The organism is Bacillus sp. JCM 19034 (genome assembly GCF_001310635.1).
Classification (GTDB): domain Bacteria; phylum Bacillota; class Bacilli; order Bacillales; family Bacillaceae_D; genus Halalkalibacter.
Map to the genome: position 1 here is coordinate 92,882 of NZ_BAXR01000005.1, position 15,193 is coordinate 108,074.

Sequence of the window (15,193 nt, forward strand, 5' to 3'; positions counted from 1 at the left end):
TAAACTCATCTATATCGATCTTCTAATCTATTTCACTATGTTCATTTTCAATGTTTAGTTGATAACGAGGAGTTACACATAATAAACCAGAAGCAATATAATTCGCATTTCCTAAAGGTACTGTTATTTCAATTCTGTCAAATCTAGTGGCTGTAAATATTACACTACTTCCTTCATATACAATTAGTGGATTTCCTACTATAGAACTCCCGTCATAAAATCTTATTGTGACAGCTTCTATTTCTCCTTCGTCATATGCTATAAATCCTGAGGCATGAACATTCTCTAAACCGACTATTTGGTATACAGACTGTGTACTCCCTTGAGGTATACTCCATCCAGTTGTTACTTTATCTTTTACAAACCGACACGCTCTCCTCCGACATTTACCTCGATGTTTACGACAACGGCAACACCCCATATCCACCACCACTTTTCCCTTAAATGGTTTATAATCATAAATTATTTATAAGTGGAATAATATGTAACCTTAAATACCTAAAGAAACAAAAAAACATCCTGAATTTCCATTCACTAAAGGTACGTTCACCTTAATTAGTGATGTGAAAATTCAAGATGTTATTTATTTGCATTATTACCGATTTTCAGTTCAAGTCATTTCATTGTTTCATACTTACATATTGCTTCTTCCTACTAACAGCATGAATGAAGAATCCAATTGAAACGAATAACAAACTACAAGATAATAGTAAATACGTAAACCTTATCGTTTCATTCCCTACTAACACACCAATACCATCTAATATGATTGGTGATAAAAACTGTCCTAAAAACAACATACTTGTCACAACCGCCATTGCCGAAACGACTTGAACTCGAGGTACTTGTCGCGTTACATTATCCATTACCGTTGGCATTAATGATCCAAAACCAATCCCCATCATTCCTACGCCTAAACCGATGATACTGCGTTAGGTGCAAGCGAAATAATAAAATAACCACTAGCCATTAAAAAGAGCAAGACTGTATTGAAATACTTTGATAATAACCTTTTTGTTTGGGCTAACATTAATCCTGCTACAAATCCTGCAGCTGTCCCCACCGAAATGACCATCCCGGCATACTGTGAATTACCGATGTTCTCCTGCTGCATATATAAAGCCATATTTGAAGGGAGTGCAAAGAAAACTAATAAAATAAAAAACATTGCGGCTCCAGTTAAGTATACTTTTTTAGGTAATTGACCAGCTTTCACATGGTTTTTTGAGCAATCGGAACATTCTTTGGTAAGAAGAAATAAATAATCACCATCGAAACGATCACTAGAACATAAACACTAAATGCAGCTCTCCAAGTAACGCTTGCTAGTACCCCTGATAATAAAAATAATACAACTCCACCGAGATTATTTACTGCACTTACCTGGCCCATCGTTGCTGTCCGTTCTTGCCCATCAAAAAAATCAGCTACTAAAGATGTTGATAGGGGCATCATTAAGCCAACACCAATGCCTAAAATAGCTCGAAAAAATAATAACAGTTCAATCGTTGGAACAAATCCTCCACCAACACCACCTATCAAATAAAAAACATCCCAAAAAACAGGATTGATTTCTTAGAGAAACGTTTAGATAGATGACTTGAAACATAAATAAAAGGAATAATCATGACAGAAGGTAGTGTTAAAATTAATTTAATCATCGTATCATTTGCTTCAGGAAAGGCTAGTGCAATATCTCCCAATGCTGGCGAGATCGCCGCACCTGCCATTACGGTTAACAATGATACTGACAAAATAGCCGTTTTTATTAATCGTTTATTCATCCATACCCTTCTTTCCATCTAACTGTTGAAATACTTTTTTGTAATCTCATTTTTAGAAGCAATTTCTTTTAGTACTCGTTTTGTCGTCATGACATCTTCTTCAGGGATACCCTTTGTAGCTTCTTCCAACGTTTGCTGAACTAAATTCATTAACAGCTCCTGTTGCTCTACTCCTTTAGACGTTAAATAAATTCGCTTATACCTGCCATCCCTTTGATCCTTTTGTCGATATATTAAATCACGATTTAGCATATTTTGTATTAAACGCGACATACTTGCTTGATCTCTACCCGTTCTTTCTGCTAACTCAAGCTGTGTTAATCCATTCTGATTCCACAGCTGCACTAAAACTGTCCAATGCTCCGTCGTTGCATCAAAGCCATTTTCTGAAAATATTCGTTGTACGCTATTAGCCAATGAACGCCCAGCCATCGCAACTATAAAGCCGAGTGCATCTTCTAAGCGATATTTATTCATCTAAACTCACCTCAAAACTAGCATACAAGCTAATTACTTGTTTATGCAAGTATTTTGCTTACTACATAATCTAACCCTTACTTAAAATAATTTTGTATTTTTTACAAACTATGCACATTTGTGTGTAACCGCTTGACGCTTTTGTATAGCAATGTTACTTTAAGCAATATACAAGTTCATTTGATTTATAATACAAAGGATGCGAAGATACTATGAAACTTCAAGAAGCTTATCAAATTATGGATGTTAGTGAAAACGTTTTATTAGAAGAATTAGAAGATAAGTTTATGTACTGGATCCGTATTTCAAAATCACAAGAAAATCTACAAATTGAAGATCCTGACCAATATGTTGACATGGATCAAATTACGTTAGCTTACAATACGATTAAAAATGATTTGATTGGCTATGATCCATCTGCTTCTACTCCACAAACATTTCGTGAAAAACTTGAGCATTTCTTTTATCACTATAAATTTCACACCATTTTCGGAATTATCATCACCATCATAGTTGGATCATTGCTCTACAGCATCGTCGAACATCAAATCGAGGAAAGACGATTAGCCAATCTCCCTGAACCTGATCTTGAAATATTATTTTTAGGAGAATATCATTCGGAAGATGTTTCTCCTCTTGAGGATTCACTCCTATATGACTTCCCCGATTGGGAAAGAACGGTTGTAAAGTTTGAATATGCTCCTACTGAAACTCGTAATGAACTTGATATGGCTGCCTTACAGCGAAGACAAATTGTATTCGCCACAGAGAAACCAGATATGTACATCATTGATCAAAATCATTTTGATTTAATGATAGGTATGGATGCATTTCAGCCGATCATCGGGTTGTCTGATGAGCTTATAGCTGAAATAGATGAAAGTCGCCTTTATTATTATCAAGGAGAACTCGACGACGACGAGTACTTATATGGTATAGATATTTCAGGAAGTGCAGTTTTTGATTCAATCGACATGATTGCTGAGGAGAAAATTGTTACTGTTCGTTTTAATGCCGATAATAAATCAAATGTTCTTAGCTTCCTTGAACGAGCTATATTAGAACTAGAGTAATGGAGAATGACACGAATTAGAAAAAGTCTTCAACACCTAATTGAAGACTTTTTTTTCTACCTTTTATGACCAGCCGTGCATTCATTTAGTCTTTTATAGTCGTTGATATAGAATCGGGTTGTCTCAACTATGAAGCTGAAAAGTGCGACACCGCTTATGCAAAACTATTGAAACTAACTATAATATTATTTTCTTTCCAGTTTTTGCACTTTCCAACGCACCAAAAACCATCTCCATGCTTTTAATGTTATCAGTACAGTCGGTTTCTGCCGGACGGTTTTCCTCAATAGAGGCAAACATTTCATCGAGGCCTCCCCAATGCCCTTCTTTGCCTTCCCAATTCATTGGTACGGTTTCAGATTTTGTTTTGCTCATAAATTGAATCGGTTGTGTATGATTAACCACTTCATAGATTGGCGTATTTGAACCATTCCAGCAAGCGGTTCCATTGCTTCCAATTATTCGCCAATCTGATTCCCATGAAGTATTCAACCCCTCTGCACACCAAGATCCACGATAGGAGAATACAGATCCATCATTCATTTCATATATGATAATGGCTGATGCATTTCCTTTGTACCATGATCCTGAGGGATTAAACTCGTGGCAATATACTGATACAGCGTCACTGCCTGATAAGAAACGTGCCTGATCAAATGTATGAATGGCCATATCTACAATAAGTGGGCTATCCATCTTATCACGAAAACCTCCAAAATGCGGCCCAAGAAAAAAGTCAGCATGTAGTGAACCAATTGTACCGATTGCTTCGCTTTCTAAAAGGGCTCGTAATGCACGAATCTGTTTGTTATATCTGCGATTTTGCATAACTGAGTATTTTTTCCCCGTTTCCTGAGCGACTTTTAGAACTTCTCTGGCATCTTCTAGGGATTCAGCCATTGGTTTCTCGCCGAAGACATTGCAACCCGCTTTTAACGCAGTTGTGACAATTTGTTTATGTGCAGCAGGTATCGTAACATCAAATACGAGGTTTGCATTCGTTTCAGAAATAGCTTGTGATAACTCTGTAAATAATGGCACCTGTAAATCCCTTCGTTCTGCCATAGCTTTCGCTGCATCTATTGATACATCAATTAACCCTACAATTTCTACGTTGTCGCGTTGTTCTGCATAATCAAGCCAAGTATTGGACATACTTCCACACCCAGCTACAACAATTTTATGCGAAGTCAAAAAAATCCCTCCTTCTTTTATTATTTTCGATTGGCACATAATTTCTACCCAGTCAATTTTCAAAATAATGTAAGCTGTGAATTCGGTCAGTCATTTCCCATTTGTCACGACACACCGGATCACGAAAGCCCTTACATTAATACTCCTTGATAACCGTATTGGAGTAATTTCGACGGGATTACCACCTGACTTGTCCATTTAAACATTGAACATTTTGAGTAATCTAATTCATTATTGTAGAACGCTATTTCTCCTGCTTCTTTTGTAAATAAGCATATAAGCTTGAATGGTCGAGCTCTCCCATTCCTTGTTTATTCATTTCCTGCATTACCTGTTGTATTTCGTTTGTAAAAGGTAGCTGTACATCTAATTGATCAGCCGCTTCTAACACATTATTTAAATCTTTTAAGTGCAATGAAACTTTAAATCCTGGTTCGAATACTCCGTGTTGTATATTACTGACTTTCTGCTCTAAAACATTACTGCCTGCTAGTCCATTTTTGATCGCCTCGAATAATTGATCAGCTTGGAGATTCGCTTTTTTGGCTAGTGTAAAGGCCTCTGACATTGCTTGAATATGGAGGGCTACCATAATTTGATTCGCTAACTTCGCATACCCTCCTGAACCTAGTGAACCAACGTGAACAGGTGTACCCATTAATTGCAGAACTTTTCTTGCATCGTCGACAACCTCTTCCTCTCCCCCTACCATAATCGCGAGCTTTCCTTCAATAGCACCACGTTCACCACCACTTACCGGTGCGTCTAGGAATCGAATCCCCTTCTCTTGTAACCTCTCTCCAATTTGTTTTGACACTTCAGGATTTATGGAGGACATATCGATGACGACTGCCCCTTTCTTCGCATGATGAATAACCCCATCCTTCCCAAGAATTACATCATGGACATCATCCGAATTTGAAACCATTGTAATAATATAATCAGCTCCAATGGCGGCATCCTTTGGCGACAGAGCGACATCAATACCCCTTTCAAAAAAGTAATCCGCCTTTTCTCTCGTACGATTATACACTTTATAAAGATAGCCTTTATTATAAATATGCTTAGCCATAGGTAACCCCATGATACCTAGTCCGATAAACGAAACTTGCATTTAATCACTCCTTTTTCTAGTAGAATTCGATACAAAACCTTTTATTCCTTGTTTGATCACTAAAAAACCTAAAGAGGTTCTCCCCCTTTAGGTTCCGGTACTCTTATTTCAACAGCCCTACCATTTTTAATCCGTGGTAGATCCCATCATCTTCTACGGACTTCGTTACATATTTTGCCGCGTCTTGTACCTCTTTCACAGCATTTCCCATTGCTACACTATTGTGAATATGCGAAAGCATTTCAATGTCATTTAATCCATCACCAAATGCATACTGTTTTTCTTTTGGATAACCTAACTTTTCAACAATTTTCTCAATACCAACCGCCTTTGAGCCACCTTTTGGTAACACATCAACAGAGAGAGGGTGCCAACGAATGAAATCAAAATCGGGATAGTTTTGCTCATATGTGCTCTCTTCACCTTCCAGACAAAACAATAACGATTGATACAGGTCACGACCTTGATAATATAGAGGATCGTGCGTCAGTACATGCGAAATTTTCAATGATGCAATACTTTCTGTAATATAAGCATGCTCTGGCGGTACGTTCGCCTTCATATCTTCATGATCCATATAGATGATTGGGTGCTGATGATTAACAGCATCCTCTGTTAAAGCTACTAACGCTTCTGTATGAAGTGGATTTGTATAAAGCACCTCTCCGTTCAAGACAACGAATTGTCCATTGTAGCTAACATATGTGTCAATTTCTAGTTCTTTGCGGATATCTTCAAACATGAACGGTGCTCTTCCTGTTGCAATCGCTACTTCATGCCCATCCCTTTTTAATGTAAAAATTGCTTCCTTTGTTGACTCAGGTAACGTTTTATCTTCTCTTAATAGCGTCCCATCAATATCAAAGAAAACTAAGCTTTTCTCTCCCATTTCCATACCAACTTTCTCTGTCTAGTTTTATTATTATTGTTACATCATGTCCTATTTCTATACTCCTTCTAGTTCTATTGTATCGTACCTCCCTCGATTCATGTCAATAAGAAACATTCATGACTTTGCTTTTCTCGTAACACCACAAAATGACAATTACCTATCATAAATAATTTAATTTTGACAATTTACAATCATTTTGCTATTGTTAGTTTTATAATGCATTATCCTTATTGAGAGGACGGATGAACGGAATTGAATACCGAAAAAAATCAAATAAAACCTATGATTACAATGGAGCAAATGAAGCAGCTTTTCACAAAATCCGAAACGAAAATTTATCAATATATTAGCTCTTATGCAGAGAATGTCTTATATCATTCCTTAACAGAGCTCTCTGATGCTTGTAATGTCGGTGAAGCAACCGTCCTACGTTTTTTTCGGAAATTAAACTTTAAAGGATTTCAAGACTTCAAGTTTGCCTTAGCTCAAGAACTATCGTCCAAAAGTGACATTGATGAATCTGGTACATATATTGAAAAAGTTCGAAATCATATGATTCAAGCTATTAAAGACTCTTACGAACTAATGGATCAAAGGTCATTACAATCTGCTGTAAAAATCATTGCACGTGCTACAGACGTTGTCATCTTTGGAATTGGTTCTTCTGGTATAGCTGCACTAGACATGGAGAATCGTCTACTTAGAATCGGAAAGCATATTCAGGCTATAACCGATCCTCATACGCAAGTTATGCGTTCCTCTAGTATGACAGCACAAACGTTAGTCATTGCCATTAGTGTAACGGGAAGTTCAAAGGATATTGTCGATTCTGTCCAAATAGCGAAGGAACAAGGAGCGACGATCATCGCCTTAACGAACTATTCGAAATCGCCTTTAACACAATTGGCCGATTATACACTCTTAACTTCTGCTAAGGAAAACCCTTTAGATAGTGGGTCACTTGTTACAAAGGTTGCTCAACTTTATGCCATTGACTTACTTTGTACAGGTATTATTTTAGAAAATTATGAGCAAGCAAACCGTGTCAAACTTCAAATATCGGAAAACATTGCAAAAAAACTTTATTAAAGCAGGGGGCATGTCATGGGACTAATCTTTTATAACACGTATATTCATTGTGAAAACGGAATTATAAATGGTTATCTAAAAACGGAAGGTCATAAAATTATCGAAGTGAATGAAGGTACTCCACAATTAAATGAACATGATTATGCTGTGAATGGGAAAGGGAAGCATATTATTCCTGGATTTATCGATACTCATATTCACGGCATTTCAGGAGCTGATGTCATGGATGGAACGAGCTCTTCTTTGCAAACAATGGCTTCAAACCTTCCCTTTGAAGGGACCACGAGCTTTTTAGCGGCAACGATGACGCAAGCAAAGCCAGCTATAGAACAAGCACTAAAAGCTGTTGCGAAATATGATACAAACGAAGGCGAATCTGAGCTATTAGGTGTCCATTTAGAAGGTCCTTTTATTAATAAAGAAAAAGCAGGAGCTCAACCAAAGGAGTACGTTATTGCCCCTTCTATTGATACATTTGACCATTGGCAAAAACAATCAAATAATCGAATCAAAGTGATTACTCTCGCTCCTGAAATGGATCGTACTGGTCAATTTATTCGCCATTTAAACGAATCTGGTGTCATCGTCTCAGCCGGACATACTAATGCTTCAATGTCTGAAATAAAAGCAGGGGTTCACTCTGGCCTAAGACAACTCACCCACCTTTGCAACGCTATGACTGGAATCCATCATCGTGATGTAGGTGCAGTAGGAGCTGGTTTCTTATTAAAAGAATTAATGTGTGAGTTAATTGTTGATGGCCTACATGTATCGGAGGAAATGATTCATATCATTTATGAGCATATTGGTCCGGAACGAATTATGCTTATAACCGATTCGATGGAAGCAAAGGCTATGCCAAAAGGAACGTATTCACTCGGCGGGCAAACGGTCAAGACAGACGGTAAACGAGCACTTTTAGAGGATGGCACGTTAGCAGGCAGTATAGTGAAAATGATTGATGCAGCTCACAACATGAAACAAATAACGAACGCATCAATTGCAGCTATCATCAAGATGACAGCTACAAACCCAGCAAAACAACTCGGGGTATTTGATCGAAAAGGGAGCATCGCAATTGGTAAAGACGCTGACTTCCTATTAATAGATGATCAATTTAATCTTATCTATACGATTTGTCGCGGTACGATAGCCTTTAAAAGAGAGGGGTTATAGAAATGAAAATTGTACGTGTAAATAATTATGAAGATATGAGCTTTTATGCTTACGACTTAATCAAAATAAAGTTATTGGAGCTTGATCAGCCGGTACTCGGTTTAGCAACAGGCTCTACACCCAAACGATTATATGAACTATTAGAAGAGGCGTATCAAAGACGGGAAATTTCCTTTTCAAACGTTACTACCTTTAATTTAGATGAATATATCGGTCTATCGCCGGATGATCAAAATAGCTATCATCAATACATGTACGAGCATTTGTTTAAGCATATTGATATTCCAGAAAATCAATTCCATATTCCTCATGGTCATACAAATAATCCGCAAAAGGAATGTGAACGTTACGAGCAGCTCATCCAGAAAAACGACGGAATTGATATGCAGCTATTAGGGTTAGGAGAAAATGGACATATCGGCTTCAATGAACCAGGTACAGCTTTTACAACTCGTACACATGTTGTCGACCTAAAACCATCTACACGTAAAGCAAATTCGCGCTTTTTCAAGCATGAAGATGACGTACCAACTCAAGCGATTACAATGGGAATTGAAACGATAATGGAGAGTAAAGAAATTCTCTTACTCGCTTCAGGCGAAAAGAAAAAAGACGCCATTGAAAGGTTGCTCAACGGTGAGATCACAGAAGACTTCCCAGCCTCAGTTTTGCATAAACATCAAAACGTTACGGTCGTAATTGGATAATAAAAGCGTGTGAAGCCGTTAGATTCATTATTCAGGAAATGTGTAACGAGCAACCAACGTGCCTGCAAATCACCTCCCTTGATCTTTTTTGAACATTTTATAAAAAGGAGACAAAAAATGTTTGATGCAATTAAAGGACAGCTAATTGTTTCATGCCAAGCACTCCCAGATGAACCGTTGCACGGCTCAGAATTCATGGGGCGGATGGCTTATGCAGCCATGCTTGGGGGTGCAAAAGCAATAAGAGCAAACGGTATTAACGACATACGTGAAATTAAGAAATCTGTTTCATTACCAATTATCGGCATTATTAAAGCAGACTACCGATCTTCGGAAGTATTTATTACACCAACTGAAAAAGAAGTTGACTTGCTTGCCGAAGAAGGTGTTGAGATGATTGCCATCGATGCAACCGATCGAGTTAGACCGAATAGACAGACACTTCAAGAGTTCTTCCCTTCTATTCGTAACCGTTACCCTAATCAATTGTTCATGGCTGACTGCTCAACACTTGAAGAGGGAATCGAAGCATACAAATTAGGCTTTGATTGCGTTGCCACAACATTAAGCGGCTATACGAGTCAAACGAAAGATCGCTCTTTACCAGACATGGATCTGATGAAACAGCTTGTCAATGAACTCCCCCTTCCAATTATTGCAGAAGGCGGGATTCAAACACCTGAACAGCTAAGAGAGCTATTTACAATAGGTATTCATGCAGCTGTCGTAGGATCTGCTATAACGAGACCATTGGAAATTACGAGGCGATTTGTGAAGTCTTTACCTTAATCTTAGATTGTGTTTTAGTTAGCTTGGTTGTGTGTGCTTTCTGCAACCAAGCTAGTACATACGTCCACCTTTTTTCCTTACATTCATTCATAGATCAAATTTACAGTAGAACGCTTGTAATCGATCTTCATATTGTTCTCTTCATGACCTACATTATTTAAACAATTTCTTCAATACTTTAAAGATGTCAAAGGTTGTCTTTCTGTACACCTTATTGTAAGCATATTTCTTCGGATTTCTTACCCAGCCATATCCTCGTGGCATTTTTAAACCCGTACGGTGGACAACTTGTCTTTTTAAGCTCGTTCTTGCTCGTACCCTTTTTTTCAAACTTGGCTTTCTCATTCCAAATTTCATAAGTCCCCCCCTAAAAAGAAGATACTCTTATCGTCAGTAAGAGTATCTTCTCTATGTTACTTTGCCTTATTTCGATTATAAATATCAAATCCAACTGCGGCAAGTAAGACTAAACCTTTAATCGCTTGCTGCCAGTCAATACTGATTCCAATAAGTGACATTCCGTTATTCATAACACCCATCACAAGACCACCAACTACCGCACCGACAATTGTCCCTACACCACCGGCCATTGATGCCCCCCCGATAAACGCTGCGGCAATCGCATCTAATTCAAACATCGTACCTGCTCGTGGCGTTGCTGCATTCAGACGTGCTGCATAAATTAACCCGGCCATCGCAGACAAAAAGCCCATGTTCACAAACACCCAAAACGTAACTCGTTTTGTTTTAACACCAGATAATTCCGCTGCTTTTTGATTGCCTCCTGTTGCGTAAATATGACGTCCCATGACGGTTTTATTCATAATAAAGGAAAAGACGACAATTAAAACGAATAAGATCACTAAAATATTCGGAATGCCGCGATAAGAAGCTAACACAAACGTGAAAATATTAATAACTGCAACCATACCTATTAGCTTTGTAATAAAAAATCCAGTAGGTAACACATTAAATTGGTTTTTTAATTGGACACGTCTTTCCTTCCATTCACTAAAAATCACAAAAAGAGAAAGAAGAAAACCAACTACTATCGTCAAAACATGATATGACGATAAACCGAGAAAGGGGATATCTGGTAGAAAGCCTGAGCTAATTAAACGAAACTCAGCAGGATACGGTGAAATAGATTGTCCCCCTAAAACAACCATTGTTAACCCTCTAAATAGCAGCATCCCTGCCAATGTAACAATAAAGGAAGGCATCTTTAAATAAGCGATAAAAAAACCATGCCATGCACCTATAAGAGCACCTAATAACAAGCAAAGGAACACTGCAATGGCTGTTGGCATTTGCATTTCAATCATAAAAATTGCCGCAATAGCTCCAATAAATGCACATACAGAACCAACTGATAAATCAATATGACCGGCAATAATCACCATTACCATTCCAATTGCTAAGACAAGAATGTAACTATTTTGCAGGATTAGATTGGTTACATTCAGCGGTCTTAACAATATTCCATCTGATAATATACTAAATAATAAAATAATAAACATGAGCGCCACGATCATCCCATATGATCGCATATTATTTTTTAATATATCAGCTAGCTTCATGTCCATCGCCCCCTGTTCTTGTCATGAATTTCATTAATATTTCTTGATTAGCATCCTCTCTAGAAACTTCCCCAGTAATTCTTCCTTCACTCAACGTATAAATTCGGTCACTTAAGCCTAGCAACTCTGGTAGTTCAGAAGAAATTATTAGAACCGCTTTTCCTTGTGCTGCTAATTCGTTTATGACACTATAAATTTCATATTTCGCTCCAACATCAATTCCACGGGTCGGCTCATCTAAAATTAAAAGATCAGGCTGTGATAATATCCACTTACTTAATACGACCTTTTGTTGATTTCCTCCACTCAAGTTGCCTGTTTTTTGATCGATACTTGGTGTTCGGATATTCATTTTTCTTCTAAACTGTTCTGCTTCCTTCCTTTCATGATTTTTATCTACTACTAGATAGTTTGATAGTTTTTCAAGACTAGTTAATGAAATATTGTGTTTAATATCATCTATTAAAATCACACCGTACGTCTTGCGATCCTCTGTTACATAGCTAAGCCTTGATTAATTGCATCCTTAATAGAATTGATCTTAATTTCTTTTCCGTCTTTCACAATCTGACCAGTAATGTTCTTTCCATAAGCTTTACCAAAAATGCTCATTGCGAGTTCCGTTCTACCAGCGCCCATTAAACCTGCGATTCCAACAATTTCGCCTTTTTTCAAATGGAAATTTGCGTTTTTGATCAACTTTCTGCCAGCATGAAGCGGGTCATCTACGTTCCAATTTTTCACTTCAAAAATTGTTTCACCAATTTGCGGTACACGAGGCGGAAAACGATTCTCCAAATCACGTCCAACCATCCCTTTAATAATCCGATCCTCTGTTACCTCTCCACTGGCTATAGATAACGTTTCAATCGATTGTCCGTCACGAATAATCGTTATATTATCAGCAACGTAAGAAATTTCATTTAATTTATGAGAAATAATAATCGACGTCATTCCTTGCTGCTTAAATTCTAATAATAAATGTAATAAATTCTCACTATCCTCTTCATTTAACGCTGCTGTTGGCTCATCAAGAATGAGTAGCTTAACACGTTTAGATAATGCTTTTGCAATTTCAACTAGCTGTTGCTTGCCTACACCAATATCCATTGCTAATTTTCTAGGCTCATCCGTTAGACCTACTTTTGCTAATAGTTTTGAAGCCTCTCTAATCGTTTGATTCCAATTTATAACTCCATTTTTTGCTTGTTCATTCCCTAAAAAAATATTTTCGGCAATCGATAGCTCTGGAATCAATGCTAACTCCTGATGAATAATGACTATGCCTAATTCTTCGCTTTGTTTAATATTTTTAAATTGGCAAACTTGCCCCTCAAAGAAAATATCACCATTATATGACCCATATGGATAAACACCGCTTAATACTTTCATCAACGTCGACTTACCAGCACCATTCTCACCAACTAATGCGTGAATTTCACCTTTTTCGACCGTTATATTCACACTATCTATGCCTTCACACCCGGAAACGTTTTCGTTATATCCTTCATTTCTAAAATGGGATTGGCCACATTTCATCACCACTTCCTTAGATGTAAATAACGATTTAGTGATAGATAAGGTACTATCACTAAATCGCTTACAAGCAAATTTTTAAGAGTATAATTGAATCGCTACTTACTCGTCAAAGTCACCTTCATCATAATATCCGCTACCAACTAAAACTTCTTCGTAGTTATCAATGTCAACAGAAATAGGCTCTAGTAAATAAGAAGGTACTACTTTTACACCATTGTCATACGTTTGTGTATCGTTTACTTCAGCTTCTCCCCCTTGAAGTAGAGCATCGACCATTTCAACTGCTTTACCAGCTAGTTCACGCGTATCCTTGAACACCGTTTGTGTTTGCTCACCTGCAATAATAGAGACAATTGACGGTCGTTCTGCATCTTGACCAGTTACAACCGGCATTGCTAGATCAGCAGAGCCATAGCCCACACCTTTTAATGAAGAAATAATTCCGATACTTATCCCATCATACGGTGATAGCACCGCATCTAACGTTTTATCTGTGTAATAGCCACTTAACAAATTATCCATCCTCTCTTGTGCTAATGAACCGTCCCATCGTAAAGTTGCTACTTGCTGGAAATCAGTTTGACCGCTCTGCACAACTAACTGGCCGTTATCAATATAAGGTTGCAAAACGGATAATGCACCATCAAAGAAGAAGTATGCATTATTATCATCTGGTGAACCGGCAAATAGCTCAATATTAAACGGCCCCTCACCTTCATTAAGTCCTAAATATTCTTCAATGTAACTACCCTTTAATACACCTACTTGAAAGTTATCAAATGTTGCATAATAGCTAACATGCTCTGAATTACGGATTAATCGATCATAGGCGATAACAGGAATGTCCATATCAAAAGCTAAATCTAGGACTTCCGTTAACGATTCCCCGTCAATCGCTGCAATAACGAGTGCATCGACTCCTCTTGTAATCATATTTTCAATTTGATCAATTTGATTTTCGATGACATCTTCGGCATATTGTAAATTCGTCTCATAGCCTAGCTCTTCAAATTGCTCCACCATATTGTTACCATCTGCTATCCATCTTTCTGATGACTGGGTCGGCATAGAAATTCCAACCGTTCCAGTGCCATCCCCCCCACTAGCTCCGTCACTGCCGCAAGCTACCATGACAAGCAGTGAAAATGAAATCATGAAGACAACAAACCATTTACGCATACATCTTCCCCCTTTAAATGATGTTGTAAATCTTTCCTATAATGATATCGTAAATGAAAGCGTTTTTATTTTCTTTGCAATATCTTGTGAATTTTTATATTTTTTTGACCATAAAAAAAGCTTTAGCAGCTTTTCCAGTCTGTCGACAAAGTTTCGACAGGCTTCTTTGTATAGAAATTTGTCACGATACAGCACTTCAAACCCGCTCCTAAGGATGGGGGGGCACGCTTTTGGCAGGAGGGCGTTGAACTAACCGGCACGCCTGTAGATTTCAACCTACCCTTTCCTCCTGCAGAGTAGATGCCGTAGTTGCCGGATACTAGATTCCAAGTGTTACGAAGAAACTCCAAGATGAAGAAAAACGAGCTATCATTCCGTATAACCGTCCACTGACACCACAAGGTTATTTTAAGAAGCATGAGTTTGTCTATGTCCAAAAGATCAATCGAACTAACGTAAAAACGTCATTCATTCAACAATCGGGCTATATTGTGGAGGACATTAATTAGAAATGCAATAAATTCAATCGATTTTGTGAAGGATTATACTTAAAACAAACTGGCAAGATCAGGATACTTAGAAACTAATTTTATTATGTTT

General features: G+C 37.7%; 17 protein-coding genes and 1 pseudogene. 5 read left to right on the top strand and 13 right to left on the bottom strand.

The window, feature by feature from the left end:
• Positions 1-22 precede the first annotated feature (22 nt).
• The 6 genes from JCM19034_RS10160 to JCM19034_RS10185 all read right to left on the bottom strand — a co-directional run bounded on the left by JCM19034_RS10160 (position 23) and on the right by JCM19034_RS10185 (position 2,261).
• Positions 23-433, bottom strand: coding sequence for an S-Ena type endospore appendage (locus tag JCM19034_RS10160; protein WP_197276388.1), 411 nt, complete (start codon positions 431-433; stop codon positions 23-25).
• A gap of 187 nt (positions 434-620) precedes the next feature.
• Positions 621-902: a hypothetical protein gene (locus JCM19034_RS10165; protein ID WP_062049440.1), complete on the bottom strand. Its 282-nt coding sequence runs from the start codon at positions 900-902 to the stop codon at positions 621-623.
• A gap of 11 nt (positions 903-913) precedes the next feature.
• Positions 914-1,216, bottom strand: coding sequence for a hypothetical protein (locus JCM19034_RS10170; RefSeq protein WP_062049442.1), 303 nt, complete (start codon positions 1,214-1,216; stop codon positions 914-916).
• Positions 1,213-1,542 carry an MFS transporter gene (locus tag JCM19034_RS10175; protein ID WP_062049444.1) on the bottom strand — a complete coding sequence of 110 codons (330 nt, stop codon included), beginning with the start codon at positions 1,540-1,542 and terminating at the stop codon, positions 1,213-1,215. Before JCM19034_RS10175 ends, JCM19034_RS10170 begins: the two co-directional genes overlap by 4 nt.
• Positions 1,539-1,784 carry a hypothetical protein gene (locus JCM19034_RS10180; protein WP_062049452.1) on the bottom strand — a complete coding sequence of 82 codons (246 nt, stop codon included), beginning with the start codon at positions 1,782-1,784 and terminating at the stop codon, positions 1,539-1,541. Before JCM19034_RS10180 ends, JCM19034_RS10175 begins: the two co-directional genes overlap by 4 nt.
• A gap of 18 nt (positions 1,785-1,802) precedes the next feature.
• Complete coding sequence (locus JCM19034_RS10185) at positions 1,803-2,261, bottom strand: MarR family winged helix-turn-helix transcriptional regulator (RefSeq protein ID WP_062049455.1); 459 nt, start codon at positions 2,259-2,261, stop codon at positions 1,803-1,805.
• 212 nt (positions 2,262-2,473) lie between these two features.
• On the opposite strand from JCM19034_RS10185, the gene JCM19034_RS10190 reads away from it, so the two are divergent.
• Positions 2,474-3,334 (top strand): hypothetical protein, encoded by an 861-nt coding sequence (locus JCM19034_RS10190; protein ID WP_062049461.1) that lies wholly within the window; start codon positions 2,474-2,476, stop codon positions 3,332-3,334.
• Positions 3,335-3,511: 177 nt separating this feature from the next.
• Here JCM19034_RS10190 and JCM19034_RS10195 read toward each other — a convergent pair whose 3' ends face one another.
• The 3 genes from JCM19034_RS10195 to JCM19034_RS10205 form a co-directional block, all read right to left on the bottom strand.
• Positions 3,512-4,528: a Gfo/Idh/MocA family protein gene (locus tag JCM19034_RS10195; RefSeq protein WP_062049462.1), complete on the bottom strand. Its 1,017-nt coding sequence runs from the start codon at positions 4,526-4,528 to the stop codon at positions 3,512-3,514.
• Between the two features lie 244 nt (positions 4,529-4,772).
• Positions 4,773-5,642 (bottom strand): NAD(P)-dependent oxidoreductase, encoded by an 870-nt coding sequence (locus JCM19034_RS10200; protein WP_062049463.1) that lies wholly within the window; start codon positions 5,640-5,642, stop codon positions 4,773-4,775.
• Positions 5,643-5,745: 103 nt separating this feature from the next.
• Positions 5,746-6,531, bottom strand: coding sequence for a Cof-type HAD-IIB family hydrolase (locus tag JCM19034_RS10205; protein WP_062049680.1), 786 nt, complete (start codon positions 6,529-6,531; stop codon positions 5,746-5,748).
• A 255-nt stretch (positions 6,532-6,786) separates the two neighbouring features.
• Between JCM19034_RS10205 and JCM19034_RS10210 the strand changes: the two genes are divergently transcribed.
• The 4 genes from JCM19034_RS10210 (at position 6,787) to JCM19034_RS10225 (ending at position 10,295) form a co-directional block, all read left to right on the top strand.
• Positions 6,787-7,623: a MurR/RpiR family transcriptional regulator gene (locus tag JCM19034_RS10210; RefSeq protein WP_231686903.1), complete on the top strand. Its 837-nt coding sequence runs from the start codon at positions 6,787-6,789 to the stop codon at positions 7,621-7,623.
• Between the two features lie 15 nt (positions 7,624-7,638).
• The gene (gene nagA / locus JCM19034_RS10215) at positions 7,639-8,799 is read left to right on the top strand and encodes an N-acetylglucosamine-6-phosphate deacetylase (protein WP_062049466.1); all 1,161 of its coding nucleotides are present in this window, start codon (positions 7,639-7,641) and stop codon (positions 8,797-8,799) included.
• Positions 8,800-8,801: 2 nt separating this feature from the next.
• Positions 8,802-9,506 (top strand): glucosamine-6-phosphate deaminase, encoded by a 705-nt coding sequence (gene nagB, locus JCM19034_RS10220; RefSeq protein WP_062049468.1) that lies wholly within the window; start codon positions 8,802-8,804, stop codon positions 9,504-9,506.
• 117 nt (positions 9,507-9,623) lie between these two features.
• The gene (locus tag JCM19034_RS10225) at positions 9,624-10,295 is read left to right on the top strand and encodes an N-acetylmannosamine-6-phosphate 2-epimerase (RefSeq protein ID WP_062049470.1); all 672 of its coding nucleotides are present in this window, start codon (positions 9,624-9,626) and stop codon (positions 10,293-10,295) included.
• Between the two features lie 153 nt (positions 10,296-10,448).
• On the opposite strand, the gene JCM19034_RS10230 is transcribed toward JCM19034_RS10225, so the two are convergent.
• From JCM19034_RS10230 to chvE, 4 genes and pseudogenes are all read right to left on the bottom strand, one after another.
• Positions 10,449-10,652: a hypothetical protein gene (locus JCM19034_RS10230; RefSeq protein ID WP_062049472.1), complete on the bottom strand. Its 204-nt coding sequence runs from the start codon at positions 10,650-10,652 to the stop codon at positions 10,449-10,451.
• A 56-nt stretch (positions 10,653-10,708) separates the two neighbouring features.
• Positions 10,709-11,875 (bottom strand): multiple monosaccharide ABC transporter permease, encoded by a 1,167-nt coding sequence (gene mmsB / locus JCM19034_RS10235; protein WP_156323949.1) that lies wholly within the window; start codon positions 11,873-11,875, stop codon positions 10,709-10,711.
• Positions 11,862-13,407 (bottom strand): annotated as a pseudogene (gene mmsA, locus JCM19034_RS10240) (multiple monosaccharide ABC transporter ATP-binding protein). Before mmsA ends, mmsB begins: the two are co-directional and overlap by 14 nt.
• A 106-nt stretch (positions 13,408-13,513) precedes the next feature.
• Positions 13,514-14,593 (bottom strand): multiple monosaccharide ABC transporter substrate-binding protein, encoded by a 1,080-nt coding sequence (gene chvE, locus JCM19034_RS10245; protein WP_062049476.1) that lies wholly within the window; start codon positions 14,591-14,593, stop codon positions 13,514-13,516.
• Between the last annotated feature and the right edge of the window lie 600 nt (positions 14,594-15,193).

Excerpts from the sequence above, each read along its gene's own strand:
- JCM19034_RS10165 (WP_062049440.1), bottom strand. The coding sequence starts at position 902 with ATGGGGATTGGTTTTGGATCATTAATGCCAACGGTAATGGATAATGTA.
- JCM19034_RS10180 (WP_062049452.1), bottom strand. The coding sequence starts at position 1,784 with ATGAATAAACGATTAATAAAAACGGCTATTTTGTCAGTATCATTGTTA.
- JCM19034_RS10185 (WP_062049455.1), bottom strand. The coding sequence starts at position 2,261 with ATGAATAAATATCGCTTAGAAGATGCACTCGGCTTTATAGTTGCGATG.
- JCM19034_RS10190 (WP_062049461.1), top strand. The coding sequence starts at position 2,474 with ATGAAACTTCAAGAAGCTTATCAAATTATGGATGTTAGTGAAAACGTT.
- JCM19034_RS10200 (WP_062049463.1), bottom strand. The coding sequence starts at position 5,642 with ATGCAAGTTTCGTTTATCGGACTAGGTATCATGGGGTTACCTATGGCT.
- JCM19034_RS10205 (WP_062049680.1), bottom strand. The coding sequence starts at position 6,531 with ATGGGAGAGAAAAGCTTAGTTTTCTTTGATATTGATGGGACGCTATTA.
- nagA (WP_062049466.1), top strand. The coding sequence starts at position 7,639 with ATGGGACTAATCTTTTATAACACGTATATTCATTGTGAAAACGGAATT.
- nagB (WP_062049468.1), top strand. The coding sequence starts at position 8,802 with ATGAAAATTGTACGTGTAAATAATTATGAAGATATGAGCTTTTATGCT.
- JCM19034_RS10225 (WP_062049470.1), top strand. The coding sequence starts at position 9,624 with ATGTTTGATGCAATTAAAGGACAGCTAATTGTTTCATGCCAAGCACTC.
- JCM19034_RS10230 (WP_062049472.1), bottom strand. The coding sequence starts at position 10,652 with ATGAAATTTGGAATGAGAAAGCCAAGTTTGAAAAAAAGGGTACGAGCA.
- mmsB (WP_156323949.1), bottom strand. The coding sequence starts at position 11,875 with ATGAAGCTAGCTGATATATTAAAAAATAATATGCGATCATATGGGATG.
- chvE (WP_062049476.1), bottom strand. The coding sequence starts at position 14,593 with ATGCGTAAATGGTTTGTTGTCTTCATGATTTCATTTTCACTGCTTGTC.